Raw genomic sequence first — 17,490 nt, forward strand, 5'->3', positions numbered from 1 at the left:
GGAGCGGGTCGGGTGAGGGGTTGCGCTCCGCTATTCGGAAACGCCTATCGACCCCTTATCCGTCGGCCTCGCCGACACCTTCTCCCGCAAGGGGAGAAGGAAAATCCTAGTAAGGCAAGTTCTCCTGCGCCGGCTGCCCCGGAACTGGGGCCGTAGCCGGCGGTTCCGCCTGTCCCGCACTCTCCAGTTCCGAGGCCGCCCGGGCGAACTCGGCCGACAGGGTCTCGTAATAGCCGTTGCGCGGGTCGGGCTCGATCTGCGGCGCGGGGTCGGGCAGCAGCCAGTCGAAGTCGCGCACCGCCAGGGTCTGGTGGGCGGTCAGCATGAAGCGGCGCCAGATGCTGGCCGGGATGTCGCCGCCGACCACCTTGTTCATCGGCTTCTCGTCGTCATTGCCGACCCAGACGCCGGTCACGTAGTCGGGGGTGAAGCCGACGAACCAGGCGTCGCGCCAGTTCTGGCTGGTGCCGGTCTTGCCCGCGGCCGGGCGACCGAAGGCGGCGCGCTTGGCGGTGCCCTGCGAGACCACCTTCTCCATCATCTTCACCATGATGCTGGCGTGGCCGATGTCGTAGACGCGGCGTTCGGCGGCCGGCGGCTGGTGGGCGAAGACGGGCTGGCCGCCCTGGGTCATGATCGACTCGATGACGTAGGGCTCCAGCCGCACGCCGCCCTGCTGGAACACTTGGAAGCCCGAGGTCAGCTGCAGCAGATTGACCTCGTACGAGCCCAGCGCCACCGACAGGTCGGGCGCGGGTGGCAGGCTGGTGATGCCGAAGCGGCGGACCAGGTCGCCGATGGCCGCGCCACCGGCTTCCCGGCCCAGCTTCACGGCCACGGTGTTGGTCGAGGTGATCAGGGCCTGTTCGACGGTCATCGGTCCGCGATAGCCGCCGCTGTAGTTCTCCGGCGCCCAGTCGCCGAACTTCACGGGTTCGTCGACGCGGATGTCGGTCGGCAGCACGCCCTTCTCGACGGCGGCGGCGTAGATGAACGGCTTGAAGGTCGAGCCCGGCTGGCGCTTGGCCTGGACGGCGCGGTTGAACGGGCTCTCGCTGTAGCTCGTGCCGCCGACCATGGCCCGGATAGCCCCGTCCGCCGACAGCGACAGCAGGGCCGCCTGGCTGGCGCCCGAGCGGGTGGTCTCGGTGGCCATGGTCTGGCGCACGACCTCGGCGCCCTCGTGCTGCAAGACCGGATCGATGGTCAGGCGCACGACCAGGTCCGGCGCGTTCTGGCCGGCGATTTTCACCGCCTCGGTGGTGGCGTAGTCCAGCACCCAGCCGTAGTCGCCCTCGTCCTGCAGGGCCAGCGGCGACAGGCGCGGGGTGTCGTCCAGCGCGCGACTCTCCTGCTCGGACGTGATCCAGCCTTCCTTGCGCATGTTGGCCAGGATCAGGCGCGAGCGGGCCAGGGCGCGCTCCATGTCGTTGGTCAAGGCCAGGCGCGAGGGCGCCTTGGGCAGGCTGGCCAGCAGCGCCGACTCCGACAGGGTCAGCTGGCTGGCGGGCTTGCCGAAATAGGTCTGGGACGCCCCGTCGACGCCATAGGTGCCGGCCCCGAAATAGATGCGGTTCAGATAGAGCTCGAGGATCTCGTCCTTGCTCAGCACCTGCTCCAGCTTCCAGGCCAGCAGCATCTCCTGCAGCTTGCGCTTGACCACCCGGTCGGGCGTCAGGAACAGGCCCTTGGCCAGCTGCTGGGTCAGGGTCGAGGCGCCTTGCTTGGTCCGTCCGCCGCGCCAGTTGACCCAGGCGGCCCGGACGATGCCCTGGGCGTCGATGGGGCCATGCTTGTAGAAGCGCCGGTCCTCGGCGGCCAGGAAGGCCAGGGGCACGTAGTTGGGCACGCCCCCAAGGGTGATGCGCTGGCCATAGCGCGGGCCGCGCGTGGCGATCACCTGGCCGTTGCGGTCCTCGAAGCGAATGCCGGGCGCGCGATTGACCGCGAACAGGGCGTCGCGCGTCGGCAGCGGCGGCGTGTCCTTCAGATACTTGAACCAGACATAGCCGGCCCCGCCGCCGACGGCGAGCACCCCGGCCAGCAGCGCGACCAGAACCACGCCCCAGATCCAGCCCCACTTGCGGGCCTTCTTCCTGGCGGCGTGGTGCTTGAGGTCGGCGCGGAAGGGCTCCTCGGGCGGGGGAGGGGGGGGAGGTGGCCGTGTGGTCGCGGCCGGAGGCGAAAGGCGGAACGGATCCTGCAGCGGCGGTTCCGGAGTCCATGGATCGTGAGAGGGGGGATCGTGAACGGCGGGGTCGTGCGGGGGCGGCGGCGACGCGCCAGCGCCCGGCGCCGGCGCGGGTTTGCGCGGCTCCTTGTCGTCGAACTTGTAGGGCGGCAGCGTCCAGTCGTTCACGGTTTGCGTCAGGCTCTGTTTGGTCGCCGGGTAAATCGGGTTTAGGACGGCGACATGACGCCACGCAAACCTTTCTGGGAGACGAAGACGCTCTCCGAGATGACCGTCCCCGAGTGGGAGAGCCTATGCGACGGCTGCGGTCTCTGCTGCCTAGTTCGCTTCGAAGACGAAGACACCGGCGAAATCATCCCCACGCGGGTGCATTGCCAGCTGTTCGACGAGCACCTGTGCCGGTGCAAGGACTACCCGAACCGCCGCAAGACGGTGCCGGACTGCATCAAGCTGACGCCGCACAATATCGAGGATCTGGAGTGGATGCCGCCCTCGTGCGCCTATCGCCGGATCCACGAGGGCAAGGACCTGCCGCGCTGGCATCCGCTGATCACCGGCGATCCGGACAGCACGCACAAGGCCGGCGTGTCGGTGCGCGACCAGACGGTGTCGGAACTCAGCTTCGTCGACGCCGAGGACGCCATGGACTTCGTCGCCACGGACCTGATGCGCGATCGCGGGGACGACCTGTACGAGCCGGAAGACGGCGAAGACTGACGACGCGCGCTTGCGGGCGGCCCGGGCTTCCCCATTTCCGGTGGAGCTTCCACCGGACACCGCCCGCATGTCGCTGCTGCTCGCCGCCCTGATCGGGCTCTTGGCCTTGGTCGTCGCCAGAAGCCCCGGCGGAGGGCTCTGGCGCATGCTGGTCGAGGCGCCAGCGCGCTGGCTCGACACGATGACCTGGCAAAGGGCGGCGGCCGTCGCGATCGTGCTGGGCTTCGCCATCTTCGCCGCCGAGCTGATGATCGCCGACCTGGTCTGGGTGTTGGCTTTCGACATCGTCGGCTGGGTCGAGCTGTTCGCGGCGACCCTGATCGTCACCCGGCTGGCGCCAGGCTGGCGGGGGCTCAAGGCCCATGCCGCCAGCATCGTCCAGCGCCGATTCGCGGCCCGGCCGCGCGCCGCGCGGAGCCGGCGCATCCGCCGTCCGATCAAAGCCTCCGACGACCCGGACCCGGCTTGGGCGTTTGCCTGACCTCCAGACACAGAAAAAGCCGGCCCGCGATCGCGGAGCCGGCTTTTCGTCGCCCTTACGGCGAGAAGCGCGAGGCTTCTTATTTCTTCGTGAAACCGGCGAACTTGGCGTTGAAGCGCGAGACGCGGCCGCCGCGGTCCATCAGGTGGGCGTTGCCGCCGGTCCACGCCGGGTGCGTGCGCGGATCGATGTCCAGCGCCAGCGTCGCGCCTTCCTTGCCGTAGGTCGAGCGCGTTTGATAGCTCGAGCCGTCGGTCATGGTGACGGTGATGAAGTGATAGTCGGGGTGAATGTCTTGTTTCATGGCGGCGATCCGGACCGACTACGGCGGCGACTGAAAATGGTGAGTGAGGGCCGCCCGCGTACGTGCGGGGTGGCCCTCGAAGACGCGCGGCTATAAAGAACCCGCGCGATTTTGGCAAGGGACTGTTGATGACCGACGTGAACGGCGGCGAGCAAAAGGCCGACGGCCGACCCGGCGCGGGGGCCGAATTGGTCCAAGGCATGGCCGAGGCCAAGGCCCGCCGGCCGCGTCGCAAGGACATCCGCCCGCTGGCGCATCTGCTGCCGTTCGTGGCCGCCCACAAGGGCGATGGGCTGGCGGCGGGCTTCTTCCTGCTGTTCTCGACCGGCGCGACCCTGGGGCTGACGGCGGCCTTCAAGGGCGTGATCGACCACGGATTCGCCTCGGGCCAGGGCGCGGAGATCAACAGTGCGTTCGTCGGCCTGGGCGCGGTGGCGCTGGTGCTGGCGATCGCCACGGCTTCGCGGTTCTTTTTCATCACCCGCCTGGGCGAGCGCGTCGTGGCCGATCTGCGCCGGGCGCTCTACGGCCACACCCTGGGCCTGGACCAGCAGTACTTCCTGAAGACCCGTACCGGTGAGGTGCTGTCGCGCCTGACCACCGACGTCAGCCTGGTCGAGCAACTGGTCGGGGTCTCGGCCTCGGTCGCCCTGCGCAACATCCTTAGCCTGGTCGGCGGGCTCGGCTACATGGTGCTGGTCTCGCCCAAGCTGGCGGGCTTCATCATGCTGATGGTGCCGGTGATCCTGGCGCCGATGTTCCTGGTCGGTCGCCGCGTGCGCAAGCTGACCGTCACCGCTCAGGATCGGTTCGCGGACGCGGTCGGCTATGCCGGCGAGAGCCTGGACGCCCTCGAGACGGTGCAGGCCTTCGGCCGTGAGTCGGCCTCGTCGGCGCGGTTCGGCCTGGCGGTGGAGGAAGCCTACAAGGCCTCGGTCCGCCGGATCACCACGCGGGCCAGCATGACGGCCATGGTCATCACCCTGGCGTTCGGCGGCGTCACCCTTTTGCTGTGGACCGGCGCGCGGCTCGTGCTGTCGGGCGAGATGACCGGCGGCACCCTGGCCCAGTTCGCCATGCTGGCGGTGATGGCCGCCGGCTCGATCGGGGCCCTGGGCGAGGTCTGGGGCGACGTCCAGAAGGCCTCGGGGGCCATGGACCGCATCGCCGACCTGCTGAACGCTAAGCCCGACATCGCCGCCCCGCCGGCGCCCACGGTCCTGCCGGTCCCGGCGCGCGGCGCGATCGCTTTCGAGAACGTGGTCTTCGCCTATCCCGGTCGCCCGGACCTGCCGGCCCTGAACGGCTTTGACCTGGCCGTGAAGCCCGGCGAGACGGTCGCCCTGGTCGGCCCCTCGGGCGCGGGCAAGAGCACCGTCCTGCGCCTTCTCCTGCGCTTCTATGACCCGCAGAGCGGCGCCATCCGCCTGGATGGCGTCGACCTGCGCGACGCCGCGCCTGAAGAGGTGAGGGCTCGCATGGCCCTGGTGGCCCAGGACTCGCCGCTGTTCTCCGGCTCGGCCCTGGACAACATCCGCTTCGGCCGCGAGGACGCCACCGACGCCGAGCTGCGCGCCGCCGCCGAGGCCGCCCAGGCGTCCGGCTTCCTGTCCGCCTTGCCGCAAGGCTTCGACACCCCGGTCGGCGAGCGCGCCAAGACCCTGTCGGGCGGTCAGCGCCAGCGCCTGGCCATCGCCCGCGCCTTGGTGCGCCAAGCGCCGATCCTGCTGCTGGACGAGGCCACCAGCGCGCTCGACGCCGAGAGCGAGCGCCTGGTGCAGCAGGCCCTGACCGCCGCCATGGAAGGCCGCACGACCCTGGTCATCGCCCACCGCCTGGCCACGGTGCTGAAGGCCGACCGGATTGTGGTGATGGAGAACGGCCGCGTCGTCGAGCAGGGCACCCACGCCGAGCTGTTCGCCAAGGGCGGGCTCTACGCGCGCCTGGCCAGGCTGCAATTCGGGGTCGAGGCGGCGTAAGGATGGCGACCCTTCTCCCGCGAGGGAGAAGGGGATAGTTCGCTAGCCCAGCTTGGCTAGGTCCTCGTCGCTGATGTCCTCGTTCGAGTACACCGCCTGGACGTCGTCGTCCTCGTCCAGCAGGTCGAGCAGCTTCATCAGGGTGGCGACGCTGTCGCCGGTGACCGGGACCTGCATCTTCGGACGCCAGGCGATCTTGGTGTTCGACGCCGGGCCGAACTTGGCTTCCAAGGCGGCCGCCACCTCGTTGAGGTCCTCGAAGGCGGTGTAGACCGTGTGGCCCTCGCCCTCCTCGTCCATGTCCGAGGTGACGTCGTCGGCGCCGGCCTCGATGGCGGCTTCCATCATGGCGTCTTCCGACGCGACCTTGGCCGGATAGCTGATCTGGCCGACGCGGTCGAAGTTGAAGGTCACCGAGCCGGTGGCCCCCATGTTGCCGCCCATCTTGGTGAAGTAGGAGCGGACATTGGCGGCGGCGCGGTTCTTGTTGTCGGTCAGCACCTCGACGATGATGCCGACGCCGCCGGCGGCGACGCCCTCGTAGCGGATTTCAGAATAGTCGGCCGCGTCGCCCATCTGCGATTTCTTGATCGCGCGGTCGATGACGTCCTTGGGCAGGCTCTCGGCCTTGGCGTTGTTCACGGCCAGGCGCAGGCGCGGGTTCATGGCCGGGTCGGGCAGGCCGGTCTTGGCCGCGACGGTGATTTCCCGCGACAGCTTGGAGAACAGCTTCGAGCGCGCGGCGTCGGCGCGGCCCTTGCGGTGCATGATGTTCTTGAATTTCGAGTGGCCGGCCATTCGGAGGCTCTGTCTCTGATCTGAAAATGGAGTGTGGGCGCTTCTAGCGTCCGGGGACGGGTTTTGTCACCCCCAGGGGTCTTTCGGGGAGGGTTGCAGGACGGCGCGCGCGATGATAGTTAGGCAATGACTTAAGTATCTGGAGGATCTGCCATGAACCTGGCCCTGCACGCCCACCCGCTGGCCTCGTTCTGCTGGAAGGTGCTGATCGGTCTCTATGAGAATGAGATCGCCTTCGAGAACGTCCTCGTCGACCTCGGCGACCCGGCCGGGCGCGCGGCGTTCCTGAAGCTGTCGCCGATGGGCAAGATGCCGGCCTTGCGTGACGAGGCTCGCGACGAGACGGTGATCGAGACCAGCGTCATCCTCGACTATCTGGACGCCCACTATCCGGGGCCGATCCGCTTCGTGCCCAAGGCTCCGGACTTCGCCTGGCGAATGCGGTTCTGGGATCGGTTCTTCGACAACTATGTCCAGACGCCGATGCAGAAGATCGTCGCCGACCGTATTCGACCGCCGGAGGCCAAGGACGGCTTCGGGGTCGACGAGGCCTACACCCAGCTGGCGGTCGCCTGCGACCACCTGGAAACGGAACTGGCCGACGGCCGGACCTGGATGCTGGGCGACTTCGGCCTGGCCGACTGCGCGGCCATGCCGGCCCTGTACTACGCCGACAAGGTCCAGGCATTCGAGGGCCGCTGGCCGCTGTGCCTGGCCTATCTGGAACGGCTGAAGGCCCGGCCCTCGGTCCAGCGCGTGCTGACCGAGGCCGAGCCGTTCTTCAAGTTCTTCCCGACGGAATGAACCCGACCTTCCCGGCGAAGGCCGGGACCCAGATCTCGAAGCGCTTGGGCTGATTGGAAAGGCGCTGAGCTTTTAGAACCCACCCCAGCGTTCTTCCATCTGGACCCCGGCCTTCGCCGGGGAGGTCGGGGGATGGGAGGTAGCTCAGGCGACTTCCAGCGCCACATCCACGTTGCCGCGCGTGGCCTTGGAATAGGGGCAGACCTCGTGAGCCGCGTGCAGCAGCTTCTCGGCGGTCTCGCGGTCCAGTTCCGGGGCGTTCAGCTTCAGGCGCACGCCGACGTGGAAGCTGGTCTCGTCCTTGATCAGGTCGACTTCGGCGTCGAGGCTGTGCTCGCCCAGCTTGACGCCCTGGTTGCGGGCGACCAGGCCCAGCGCGCCCAGGAAGCAGGCGCTGTAGCCGGCCGCGAACAGCTGCTCGGGATTAGTGCCGTTGCCGTCGCCGCCCATCGACTTGGGGAAGGCCAGCTTGACGTCCAGATGCCCGTCATCGGACTTGGCGGTCCCGTTGCGGCCGCCCACGGCATGGGCGTGAGCGGTGTAGATGGCGTCGGTCATGGGGAGGCTCCGTTTTGGGGGAGCCGGGATCATGCGACCTGAGATGTGACGGCTGCAAGCTTTGACCTAGATCTCCGGAACGCTCTGCTGCAGCCTTCCGCCCACCCGGATCGGCTCCACCCGTTTCGCCAGGCCCGTACGGTCGTCGGTCTCGACAAACACGCCGCACACCGTCGCCGGACCGGACGCCGGCTGATACCGCCCGCCGCTGATCTTGGTGGTGAAACGGCGCAGCGGCTCGTCCTTCTGGTTGCCGATCACGCTGTCGTAGTCGGCGCAGGCGCCGGCGTCGGTCTGGTAGGCGGTGCCGCCGGGCAGGACCTGGCAGTCGGCGGTCGGGACGTGGGTGTGGGTGCCGACCACCAGCGAGGCGCGGCCGTCGCAATAATGGCCCATGGCCATCTTCTCCGACGTCGCCTCGCAGTGCATGTCGACGATCACCGCGTCGGCCACCTGGCCCAGCGGGGCCTTGTCCAGCTCGCGGTCGGCGGCGGCGAACGGGTCGTCCATGGCGTCCATGTGCACCCGGCCAAGCAGGTTGACGACGAACACCGTCTTGCCGCTCTCGGTCTGGAACAGGTGGCTGCCGCGGCCAGGGGCGTCCGACAGGATCGGGTAGTTGGCCGGACGGATCAGGCGCGGCTCGCGGACGATATAGGTCAGGGCCTCGCGCTGGTCCCAGCTGTGGTTGCCCAGCGTCAGGCAGTCGGCCCCGGCCTCGAACAGCTCGCGGGCGGTGTTCTCGGTGATGCCGAACCCGGCCGCGGCGTTCTCGGCGTTGATGATCACGAACTCGAGGGAGAGCCGGCGGCGAAGGTCAGGCAGATGGTCGGCCAGGCCGTCGCGGCCCGACTTGCCGACGACATCGCCGAAGAAGGCGAAACGCATCAGAAGTCCCAGAAAAACGACATGCAACGAGCCGTCAGCGGCTCATGTCCTTGACGGTCCTATACTCTTTTTCGGTGAGGATGGCGTCCAGCCTTTGATCATGCGGTTCGTGCGGCAAATTCTCCGTCTGCTGACCGCTGTAGGCGAGGCCGATCACGAACACCGGCTTCTTGGCTCGCAGGGCTTCCAGCGCCCGATCGTAGTAGCCGCCGCCCTGTCCCAGGCGCACGCCGTCCCTCTGGAAGGCCAGTACGGGGGCGATCACCAGGTCCGGCTCCAGCGCTGGCTGCTCTGGCGGCGGCGACCGCAGGCCGATGGCGTCGTGGACGAGAGACTGGGCCGGATCCCAGGCGCGGAACACCATCCGGCCGGTCTCGGCGTCCTCGACCGCCGGCAGGGCCAGGGTCCAGCCGGCCTCGCGCAGCTGGTCGGCCAGGATGCGCGGCGACACCTCCGAGCCCAGGCCGTGATACAGCGCGGCCACCTTGCCGGACGGATCGGGAAAGAGCTCGGCCAGCGGCTCGCGCGCCACCTCGGCGATCATCCAGTCGGCCTCGGGATGCTCCAGGGCCAGCTGCTTGCGCTGGTTGCGCAGGAAGACGCGCAGCGCGGTCTTGGCCGCGACGGGGTCGTTGATCGTCATGCGCTGATTATAGAAGAAAGGTGGCGGCGCCGCGAAGAACCGTGAAGACGTTTCAATCCACTCGAACCTGTTAGTAACAGGTGGGCCCCGTGTTCCCGCAGCCACGGCCACGGGAGGGAACAGGTCCCGATAGAGAGATTAAGGTCCCTGGGAATAGAAATCTTCGACGAGAGCCACAGCAAGACCCGCCGTTGAACAAGATAGGGCTTCGGGGGGCGGAAAGCCAGGGGCGGTGTGTCGCGGCGCGCCGTTCCTTCGCCGACGGCGCCAAAGCGGCTCACCGATCCGGAAAGGCGACCACGGCATTGCGCACCGGCGTTTCGCCGCGTCGATCCTGGGCGGGCTCGGTCGGGCGCCAGCCGGTTCCGTCGACCAGCATCGACAGCGACGCGAGGTGGCCCTCCAGGGTGAACCGATCGAAGACGAACGGCAGGCCCTCCGACGCCAGCGGTTTGGGACCGTCCGTCACCTGCAGGTGCAGGTGGGGCGCGTCCGACTTTCCGGAATTGCCCAGGTTGGCGATCACCTGGCCGCGACGAACCCGCTGGCCGGTCCGCACCTTGAGCGATCCTGGCCGCAGGTGGGCATAGGTGACGAAACGGCCGTCGCCGATGTCGAGCACGACATGGTCGCCCGTGGCGTTGTCGACCGTGATCGGCACGGCCTTGTCGTCGGCGACGGGATTGTTCTCCGGGATTCCGTCGACCGCCTCGACCACCACCCCATCGGCCACGGCCAGCACGTCGGCGTTCCAGGGCGTCCAATGAGCATTGTCGGCCGGATCGCCTCGGAAGACCTGGCCGTCGGGACCGATCCGCGTCCAGTCGACGGCGAAGCGCTGGGAAATCCGGGCCGCGCCGTCCACGGCGATCAGGCTCCGGCGGTGAGAGGAGTCGTTCGACAGGGCATGCGAGGCCAGCCAATGGTCGCCGCGCACGGGCGGTCCCAGGACCACCGGCCGAGCGCGCGCCACCTCGACCCGACCGCCAGTCACGGTCGACTGCGGCCCGGGGGCGTTGGCCGGGATCAGCGGCGCGAAGGTCAGTCGATGGGCGAGGGCTCGCGGCGCGACGGTGGCGACCGGCGCCACAACGTCGAGGAACAGGACCGCGCCCATCCCGCCAGCGATGGCGCGCCGATCAGCCAGCTTGCCCGCGCCCGGCCGGGCGATGATCGCGTCCAGCGCCTTGTCGTCGTATCGGGCAAGGACCGCGCCGCTGGCCGCGTCGAGCGCCTCCACCGCCCGCAGGTCCAGGACCTGCGCGCCGAGATTGTCCACGCGAAGCTCATAGACGAGATGGCGCTGTCCTTCGGCCACGACCGGTGTCGGCGCGATCGTGGCGCGAAGGTCGACGGGGATGGCTTGAAGCGGGACAGGTGTAGGCGTCTGGGCGTTTCCCGGCGCGCTCAGGGTGAAGACGGCGACCAGTCCGAGGCCGACGACCGCCCGCATGTCAGCTGTCGACCGCCAGCTTCTCGATCTTCTCGGCCGCGGCGTCCAGCGCGCGGATGGCGGCGATCTCTGCCTTGGTGCCGTCCTGCTGCATGCGGAGGATCTCGGCGTTGGCGTGGGCCAGGCGCAGCTTCATGTCCGACAGCTCGTCGGCCAGCAGCAGGGCGCCCATCAGGAACAACCGCGTCTCGCCCAGCTGGCCGACGTCCTGGCTGACCTGGCGGACCTGGCGGTCGAACAGCCGGGCCAGCTCGGTCAGGTGCGGCTCCTGGCCGTCCTCGCAGCCGACCATGTAGGGACGGCCGTTCACGTGGATGGTCACCTGGGACATGGTCACGCCTCCTCGGGATCTTCGAACAGCTCGTCGTCGTCCAACGGCGCGTCGTCCTGATCGTGGTCGTCGTTGGCCACCGCCTCATCGCCCAAGGCGGCGCGGATCTCGGCGATGGCGCGGCCCAGCGCCACCGAAGCCTGCTCGCCGGCCTCCTCCAACGCCTTCTCGCGTTCGCGGGCCGCTTCCAGTTCGACCAGCAGGCGCGCGCGTTCGTCGTCGTCGAACAACCCCGGCGCGGCGCCCGCGACTAAGCCAACGGAGGTGACAGGCGCGCGGGCGGCCTCGGCGGCCTTGGCCGCCAGACGCTGTTCGAGCTGGCTCACCGCCCGTTCCAGGCGGCGCACGGCGAGGTCGAGGGCCGTACCGTCGGCCGGGATCATCGGCGAATTTCCATCATGCAACGCAACATATAGATCGAGCCCGTCTAAGCCATACGGCGGGGCGAGATTGGGGCGATACAGTGCCCATAGCAGCATTTGCCCTCGGCTGTCCGCGTCGCGGATAGCCTCTTCCCCATATTTGCGGCGCCGAAATCGGGCCGCTTTCAGCTATCGGTCTGGCGGTGTCAGTTTCTCGGGCTTGACTTCGCGCCTTTCCCCCGCAAAACGCGCACCCAAATAGGGAACGTCGGTCGACACCGGCCGGCGGCCATAACAGGAGAACGACCCATGGCTATTCGCGTCGCCATTAACGGCTTCGGCCGCATCGGACGTCTGGTCCTGCGCTCCATCGCCGAGCATGGCCGTCGCGACATCGAGGTCGTCTCCATCAACGACCTGGGCCCGGTCGAGACCAACGCCCACCTGCTGCGCTACGACAGCGTCCACGGCCGGTTCCCGGGCGTCGTCACCTCGGGCGAGGACTGGATCGACGTCGGCATGGGCAAGATCAAGGTCACGGCGATCCGTGATCCGAAGGACCTGCCGCACAAGGCGCTGAACGTCGACATCGCGTTCGAGTGCACCGGCATCTTCACCGCCCGCGACAAGGCCGCCCTGCACCTGGAAGCCGGCGCCAAGCGCGTATTGGTGTCCGCTCCCGCGGACGGGGCCGACAAGACCATCGTCTACAAGGTCAACCACGAGACCCTGACCGCCGACGACATCGTCGTCTCGAACGGCTCGTGCACCACCAACGCCCTGGCCCCGGTCGCCAAGGTCCTGCACGACCTGGTCGGCATCGAGCGTGGCTACATGACCACGATCCACAGCTACACGGGCGACCAGCCGACGCTGGACACCATGCACAAGGACCTCTACCGCGCCCGCGCCGCGGCCCTGAGCATGATCCCGACCTCGACCGGCGCCGCCAAGGCTCTGGGCCTGGTGCTGCCGGCCCTGAAGGGCAAGCTGGACGGCTCGTCGATCCGTGTCCCGACCCCGAACGTCTCGGTCATCGACCTGAAGGTCGTGCCCTCGCGCGACACCACGGTCGACGAGGTCAACACCGCCCTGAAGGCCGCCGCCGACGGCGCCATGAAGGGCGTGCTGTTCACGACGACCGACCCGCTGGTCTCGTCGGATCTGAACCACATCGCCGCCAGCTCGACGGCCGCCCTGCCGCAGACCCAGGTCATCGAGGGCAAGCTGGTCCGCGTGCTCAGCTGGTACGATAACGAATGGGGCTTCGCGACCCGCATGAGCGACACCGCTCTGGAAATGGCGAAGTTCCTCTAAGACAAGCAGACCCAACCCCCGCTCCTTCTCAGGAGCGGGGGTTTTCCTTGCCCGATATTCCCGTGACCGCAGGACGACCGATGACCTTCCGCACCCTCGACACCGCCGACCTCGCCGGCAAGCGCGCCCTGGTCCGGGTGGACTTCAACGTGCCGGTCGACGGGGGGAAGATCACCGACGACACCCGTCTGCGCGCGGCCCTGCCGACCATCGCCTATCTGTCCAAGCAGGGCGCCAAGGTGGTGCTGCTGGCCCACTTCGACCGTCCGAAGGGCCAGGTCGTTCCGGAAATGAGCCTGGCCTTCGTGGCCGAGCCGCTGAGCAAGCTCCTGGAGCAACCGGTCGCCTTCGCCAGCGACTGCGTCGGCCCGGCCGCCGCCGAAGTGATCAACAGCCTCGAGAACGGCGGCGTCGCCCTGCTGGAAAACGTCCGCTTCCACGCCGGCGAAGAAAAGAACGACGCCGCGTTCGCGGCCGCTCTGGCGGCCAACGGCGACCTCTATGTCAACGACGCCTTCAGCGCCGCCCACCGCGCCCACGCCTCGACCGAAGGCTTGGCCAAGCTGCTGCCGGCCTATCCGGGCCTGTCGATGCAGCGCGAGCTGGAAGCGCTGGACGCCGCGCTTGGCAATCCGAAGAAGCCGGTGATCGGCATCGTCGGCGGCTCCAAGGTCTCGACCAAGCTGGACCTGCTCAACAACCTGGTCGCCAAGCTGGATCGCCTGGCGATCGGCGGCGGCATGGCCAACACCTTCCTGTTCGCCCAGGGCCACGACGTCGGCGGTTCGCTCTGCGAAAAGGACCTGGCCGACACCGCCCGCGAGATCATCGAAAAGGCCAAGGCCGCCGGCTGCGAGCTGCTGCTGCCGGTCGACGTGGTGGTGGCCAAGAAGGTCGCGCCTGGCGTGGAAACCGCTGTCCGCGCGCTGAACGAAGTCCAAGCCGACGACCTGATCCTGGACGCCGGCCCCGAGAGCGCCAAGCGCCTGCTGGCGGCCATGGACCAGAGCTTGACCCTGATCTGGAACGGCCCGCTTGGCGTTTTCGAAGTCCCTCCGTTCGACGAAGCGACCGTTTCGGCGGCGAAACATGCCGCTTCCCTGGCGAAATCGGGTAAGATCGTGGCAGTCGCGGGTGGCGGTGATACTGTCTCCGCGTTGAACCACGCGGGCGTGTCGGCCGATTTCACCTTCGTCTCGACCGCCGGCGGCGCGTTCCTCGAATGGATGGAGGGCAAGACGCTTCCAGGCGTCGCCGCCTTGAATAACTGAACGACTTCGTTGGCGCGGATCGTGCAGATCCGCGTTCAACCTCGATGGAACTGACCCGGGCAGAGAACGCACAAGCGTCACGGCCCCAAAAACAAGAAACGACCGAACCTCACTTCACGCTTGCAGGAGAGAAATACGTGGCTCGCATTACGTTGCGACAGTTGCTGGACCATGCCGCCGAGCATGAGTACGGACTTCCGGCCTTCAACATCAACAACATGGAACAGGGCCTGGCGATCATGGAGGCGGCCGACGCCGTCAACTCGCCGGTCATCATCCAGGCGTCGCGCGGCGCGCGGAACTACGCCAACGACATCATGTTGGCCAAGATGATCGACGCCCTGGTCGACATCTATCCCCACATCCCGGTGTGCATGCACCAGGACCACGGCAACGGCCCGGCGACCTGCGCCACGGCGATCCAGTACGGCTTCACCTCGGTGATGATGGACGGCTCGCTGATGGAGGACGCCAAGACCCCCGCCACCTACGAGTACAATGTCGAGGTCACCCGCAAGGTGGTCCAGATGGCCCACAGCTGCGGCGTCTCGGTCGAGGGCGAGCTGGGCGTGCTGGGCTCGCTGGAGACCGGCATGGGCGAGGCCGAGGACGGCCACGGCTTCGAAGGCAAGCTTAGCCACGACGAGCTACTGACCGATCCCGACCAGGCGGTCGACTTCGTCCAGGCCACCGGCGTCGACGCCCTGGCCATCGCCATGGGCACCAGCCACGGCGCCTACAAGTTCACGCGCAAGCCGGACGGAGACGTCCTGGCCATGAACGTGATCGAGGAAATCCACCGCCGCCTGCCCAACACCCACCTGGTGATGCACGGCTCGTCCAGCGTTCCGCAGGACCTGCAGGACATCATCAACCAGTACGGCGGCGAGATGCCCCAGACCTGGGGCGTGCCGGTGGAAGAGATCCAGCGCGGCATCAAGCACGGCGTGCGCAAGGTCAATGTCGACACCGACAACCGGATGGCCATCACCGGCGCGATCCGCAAGATCCTGGTCGAGAAGCCGCACGAGTTCGACCCGCGCGCCTATCTCAAGCCGGCCAAGGAAGCCATGCGCAAGGTCTGCCAGGCGCGCTTCACCGAGTTCGGCTCGGCCGGCTGGGCCGACAAGATCAAGCCGCTGTCGACCGCCGTCATGGCCAAGCGCTACGTCAAGGGCGAGCTGGACGCGAAGTTCGGCGCCGGCGCGGCCAAGGCCGCCGCCGAGTAGAGCCGCTGATCGATCGAAAAACGAAGGGGCCTTCCGGAGCGATCCGGGAGGCCTTTTCTATTCGGCGGCCACCAAGCGACGGCGGGCCAGCAGCGTGATCGCCGCCGCCCCCAGTCCGCCGCTGACCAGCATGGCCAGGGTGAACCAGACGCCGACGAAGGCGTAGCTCCCTTCCCAGCAGTGCAGACCGTCGATGGTCCCGGCGACACCGCCGCAGAAGAGGCCGCAGGCGAAGCCGGTGGCGGCTGGGCGCTCGAGATCGACGCGGCGCAGGCCGGCCACGGCCAGCGCCAGCATCGGCGCGGCGATGACCAGGATGTCGCCCAGGCAGAGCGCGCCGTTCGGCCAGTAGAGCGCCGCCAGCGCGGTTGGGGTCATGCTTGAGGCCTGGACGGCGGCGGCGATCAGCATGGCGCAGGCGGCCGCCCCGGCGAACGCCAGGGCCATGACGCCGCCCGGCTTGGCGCGCGCCAGCCAGGTGGCGGCGACCATGGCGCAGCCGGCGACGCCGGCCGGATAGGCGGCCTTGATCCAGAAGAAGGCGTGCGCCGCCGCGACCGGCAGGTCTGGCCGCAGGTCCAGCCACAACAGGATCATCAGGACGCCCGCCAGGGCGCCGGCGGCGGCGATCTCGGCCAATCGCCAGGGCAGGGTCGCGGCTGACCAGATGGGCGCGCCGCCCCCCACGCCACTCGCGGGAACGAGGGTTTCGTCGATCGTCACGCGCCTCTCCCCACAGAGAGCGATTGCAGCAACGCTTATCGCGTCTCATTCGCGAAAAGCGTCGGCACTTCAGTGGCGGAACGATGGTTTGTCAACCGACCGGAAGGCGACGGAACAAAGTTTGATCGACGGCGAGGCTGTCGCGGAAGAGGGGCTTACCAGCGCAGCGCCCAACGCCCGATCAGCGCGCCCAGGGCCGCCGCCAGCAGGACGCCCAGGCTGTACCACAGGGCCACGAAGGTGAAGGTGTGCTCAGGGCAGTGCAGGCCGTAGACCGTGGCCGCCACGCCGCCGGAGAACAGTCCCGTGGCGAAGCCGGCCAGGGTCGGACGGGTCGGGGCCATGCCGCGCACGACCCATAGGCCCAGGGCCAGCATGGGCAGCGACAGGGCCAGGATGTTGGGGCTGCACCGGGTCCAGGAATGGCCTCGCAGCATCCGCAGCGCCATCTGGATGTCGGGGCTCATCATCGCCTGGATCACGCCTACCAGCGCGAAGAGCCCCAGCACCACGCCGCCCAGGATCCAGCCGCGCCGGCCCGAACCGCCCGGCCGCGCCAGGCGCTCGATCGCCAGATAGCCGGCGACGCCCAACGCGCCCGTATAGGCGGCCTTCATCCAGAACATGCCGCCGCGCATCGCCGGCATCAGGTCGGGACGGGTGTGCAGCCAGGTCAGCACCAGGACCAGCGCGGCCAGGGCGCCCAGGCCCGCGACCAAGGCGAGGCGGCGTGGCGGCGGAGGCCGGACCTCGACGGCGTCCGAGGCCAGGGCGTCGATCAGATCATCCGTCCGCACGGCGCATCCTTTCGGCCAGGGCCTTCAGCGCTCGGTGCAGGGCGACCTTGGCCGCGCCTTCGGAAATGCCCGCGCGGGCGCCCGCCTCGGCCAGGGAAAGGCCCGTCAGCTTGACGTCGGACACCAGGATCCGCTGCTTTTCGGGCAGGCTGGCCAGGGCGCGGTCCAGCTCGATGCCGACGCCCGGATCGGGCTCGTCGGCGGCCAGGAACTCGATATGGTCCTCGATCGGCAGGGTCTGGCGGATCTTCCGCCGCCGCCAATGGTCGATCAGCTTGTAGCGCGCCACCGCGTGGGCCCAGGCGGTGAACGACTGGGCGCTGTCCCAGGTCGACCGCTTGAGATGCACAGCCAGCAGCGTCTCCTGCACAAGATCCTCCACATCGCCGGGCGCGCCGGACATCCGTCGCGCGAAATAGGCGCGAAGCCGGACACCGAGGACGGCCAGACACTCGCGATAGGCGGCGGCGTCGCCATCCATCCCGCGCAGCATCAGCGCCTTCAAACGGGTTTCGGTATCCGTCACGCCAGCCCCTATTCGCGTGCGAGGGTCGGATGGTTACACGCTGTCGCGCCGCGCCGGAACCGCCTGGCGCGGCGTGGCCGAAATTTTGTTCGCCGGCCAATTTTGTTCGAGGCGGGTG

Annotated in this window: 19 protein-coding genes and 1 other RNA gene; 7 read left to right on the forward strand and 13 right to left on the reverse strand. The window is 68.4% G+C overall.

All coding sequences use genetic code 11. From position 1 onward, the window contains the following. Nucleotides 1-106: 106 nt before the first annotated feature. Nucleotides 107-2,359 (reverse strand): PBP1A family penicillin-binding protein, encoded by a 2,253-nt coding sequence (locus ASC70_RS03425; protein ID WP_056046492.1) that lies wholly within the window; start codon nucleotides 2,357-2,359, stop codon nucleotides 107-109. 54 nt (nucleotides 2,360-2,413) lie between these two features. On the opposite strand from ASC70_RS03425, the gene ASC70_RS03430 reads away from it, so the two are divergent. Together ASC70_RS03430 and ASC70_RS03435 are read left to right on the forward strand one after the other, a co-directional pair. After that, on the forward strand, nucleotides 2,414-2,908 hold the full coding sequence (locus ASC70_RS03430; RefSeq protein ID WP_056046494.1) for a YcgN family cysteine cluster protein: 495 nt from the start codon (nucleotides 2,414-2,416) through the stop codon (nucleotides 2,906-2,908). Between the two features lie 67 nt (nucleotides 2,909-2,975). Beyond that, a complete protein-coding gene (locus ASC70_RS03435) occupies nucleotides 2,976-3,389 on the forward strand; it encodes a hypothetical protein (RefSeq protein WP_056046495.1) in 414 nt (137 codons plus the stop codon). Nucleotides 3,390-3,468: 79 nt separating this feature from the next. Here the strand turns inward: ASC70_RS03435 and rpmE are convergent, their stop codons facing one another. Continuing rightward, nucleotides 3,469-3,693 (reverse strand): 50S ribosomal protein L31, encoded by a 225-nt coding sequence (gene rpmE / locus ASC70_RS03440; RefSeq protein ID WP_047403625.1) that lies wholly within the window; start codon nucleotides 3,691-3,693, stop codon nucleotides 3,469-3,471. A gap of 125 nt (nucleotides 3,694-3,818) precedes the next feature. On the opposite strand from rpmE, the gene ASC70_RS03445 reads away from it, so the two are divergent. Further along, nucleotides 3,819-5,672: an ABC transporter transmembrane domain-containing protein gene (locus ASC70_RS03445; protein ID WP_162247180.1), complete on the forward strand. Its 1,854-nt coding sequence runs from the start codon at nucleotides 3,819-3,821 to the stop codon at nucleotides 5,670-5,672. 42 nt (nucleotides 5,673-5,714) lie between these two features. On the opposite strand, the gene ASC70_RS03450 is transcribed toward ASC70_RS03445, so the two are convergent. After that, on the reverse strand, nucleotides 5,715-6,470 hold the full coding sequence (locus ASC70_RS03450; RefSeq protein ID WP_056046499.1) for a YebC/PmpR family DNA-binding transcriptional regulator: 756 nt from the start codon (nucleotides 6,468-6,470) through the stop codon (nucleotides 5,715-5,717). A gap of 153 nt (nucleotides 6,471-6,623) precedes the next feature. Here ASC70_RS03450 and ASC70_RS03455 point away from each other — a divergent pair, with 153 nt between their 5' ends. Beyond that, nucleotides 6,624-7,274, forward strand: a complete 651-nt coding sequence (locus ASC70_RS03455; RefSeq protein WP_056046501.1) for a glutathione S-transferase family protein — start codon at nucleotides 6,624-6,626, stop codon at nucleotides 7,272-7,274. A 144-nt stretch (nucleotides 7,275-7,418) separates the two neighbouring features. Here the strand turns inward: ASC70_RS03455 and ASC70_RS03460 are convergent, their stop codons facing one another. From ASC70_RS03460 to ASC70_RS03485, 7 genes are all read right to left on the reverse strand, one after another. Beyond that, nucleotides 7,419-7,832 (reverse strand): organic hydroperoxide resistance protein, encoded by a 414-nt coding sequence (locus ASC70_RS03460; RefSeq protein ID WP_047403629.1) that lies wholly within the window; start codon nucleotides 7,830-7,832, stop codon nucleotides 7,419-7,421. A 66-nt stretch (nucleotides 7,833-7,898) separates the two neighbouring features. Further along, nucleotides 7,899-8,732 carry a TIGR00282 family metallophosphoesterase gene (locus ASC70_RS03465; protein ID WP_056046646.1) on the reverse strand — a complete coding sequence of 278 codons (834 nt, stop codon included), beginning with the start codon at nucleotides 8,730-8,732 and terminating at the stop codon, nucleotides 7,899-7,901. A gap of 22 nt (nucleotides 8,733-8,754) precedes the next feature. Further along, nucleotides 8,755-9,363, reverse strand: coding sequence for a 5-formyltetrahydrofolate cyclo-ligase (locus tag ASC70_RS03470; protein ID WP_056046503.1), 609 nt, complete (start codon nucleotides 9,361-9,363; stop codon nucleotides 8,755-8,757). A gap of 22 nt (nucleotides 9,364-9,385) precedes the next feature. Further along, nucleotides 9,386-9,548: non-coding RNA, 6S RNA (gene ssrS, locus ASC70_RS24310), on the reverse strand. Between the two features lie 92 nt (nucleotides 9,549-9,640). After that, on the reverse strand, nucleotides 9,641-10,816 hold the full coding sequence (locus ASC70_RS03475) for a M23 family metallopeptidase (protein WP_056046508.1): 1,176 nt from the start codon (nucleotides 10,814-10,816) through the stop codon (nucleotides 9,641-9,643). 1 nt (nucleotide 10,817) lies between these two features. Continuing rightward, nucleotides 10,818-11,147, reverse strand: a complete 330-nt coding sequence (locus tag ASC70_RS03480) for a cell division protein ZapA (RefSeq protein ID WP_056046510.1) — start codon at nucleotides 11,145-11,147, stop codon at nucleotides 10,818-10,820. A 2-nt stretch (nucleotides 11,148-11,149) separates the two neighbouring features. Further along, nucleotides 11,150-11,530: a hypothetical protein gene (locus ASC70_RS03485; RefSeq protein WP_056046512.1), complete on the reverse strand. Its 381-nt coding sequence runs from the start codon at nucleotides 11,528-11,530 to the stop codon at nucleotides 11,150-11,152. A gap of 288 nt (nucleotides 11,531-11,818) precedes the next feature. Between ASC70_RS03485 and gap the strand changes: the two genes are divergently transcribed. From gap to fba, 3 genes are all read left to right on the forward strand, one after another. Next, a complete protein-coding gene (gene gap / locus ASC70_RS03490; protein WP_047403634.1) occupies nucleotides 11,819-12,826 on the forward strand; it encodes a type I glyceraldehyde-3-phosphate dehydrogenase in 1,008 nt (335 codons plus the stop codon). 80 nt (nucleotides 12,827-12,906) lie between these two features. Further along, nucleotides 12,907-14,097 (forward strand): phosphoglycerate kinase, encoded by a 1,191-nt coding sequence (gene pgk / locus ASC70_RS03495; protein ID WP_056046514.1) that lies wholly within the window; start codon nucleotides 12,907-12,909, stop codon nucleotides 14,095-14,097. Between the two features lie 137 nt (nucleotides 14,098-14,234). Beyond that, complete coding sequence (fba, locus tag ASC70_RS03500; RefSeq protein ID WP_047403636.1) at nucleotides 14,235-15,326, forward strand: class II fructose-bisphosphate aldolase; 1,092 nt, start codon at nucleotides 14,235-14,237, stop codon at nucleotides 15,324-15,326. A gap of 57 nt (nucleotides 15,327-15,383) precedes the next feature. Here the strand turns inward: fba and ASC70_RS03505 are convergent, their stop codons facing one another. The 3 genes from ASC70_RS03505 to ASC70_RS03515 form a co-directional block, all read right to left on the reverse strand. After that, complete coding sequence (locus tag ASC70_RS03505) at nucleotides 15,384-16,049, reverse strand: NrsF family protein (RefSeq protein ID WP_056046516.1); 666 nt, start codon at nucleotides 16,047-16,049, stop codon at nucleotides 15,384-15,386. Between the two features lie 155 nt (nucleotides 16,050-16,204). Further along, nucleotides 16,205-16,846, reverse strand: a complete 642-nt coding sequence (gene nrsF / locus ASC70_RS03510; protein ID WP_056046518.1) for an anti-sigma-F factor NrsF — start codon at nucleotides 16,844-16,846, stop codon at nucleotides 16,205-16,207. Then, nucleotides 16,833-17,372, reverse strand: coding sequence for a sigma-70 family RNA polymerase sigma factor (locus ASC70_RS03515; protein WP_047403638.1), 540 nt, complete (start codon nucleotides 17,370-17,372; stop codon nucleotides 16,833-16,835). The genes nrsF and ASC70_RS03515 overlap by 14 nt, the downstream gene beginning before the upstream one ends. Between the last annotated feature and the right edge of the window lie 118 nt (nucleotides 17,373-17,490).

This window comes from Caulobacter sp. Root343, from assembly GCF_001425745.1.
In the GTDB taxonomy this organism is placed as follows: domain Bacteria; phylum Pseudomonadota; class Alphaproteobacteria; order Caulobacterales; family Caulobacteraceae; genus Caulobacter.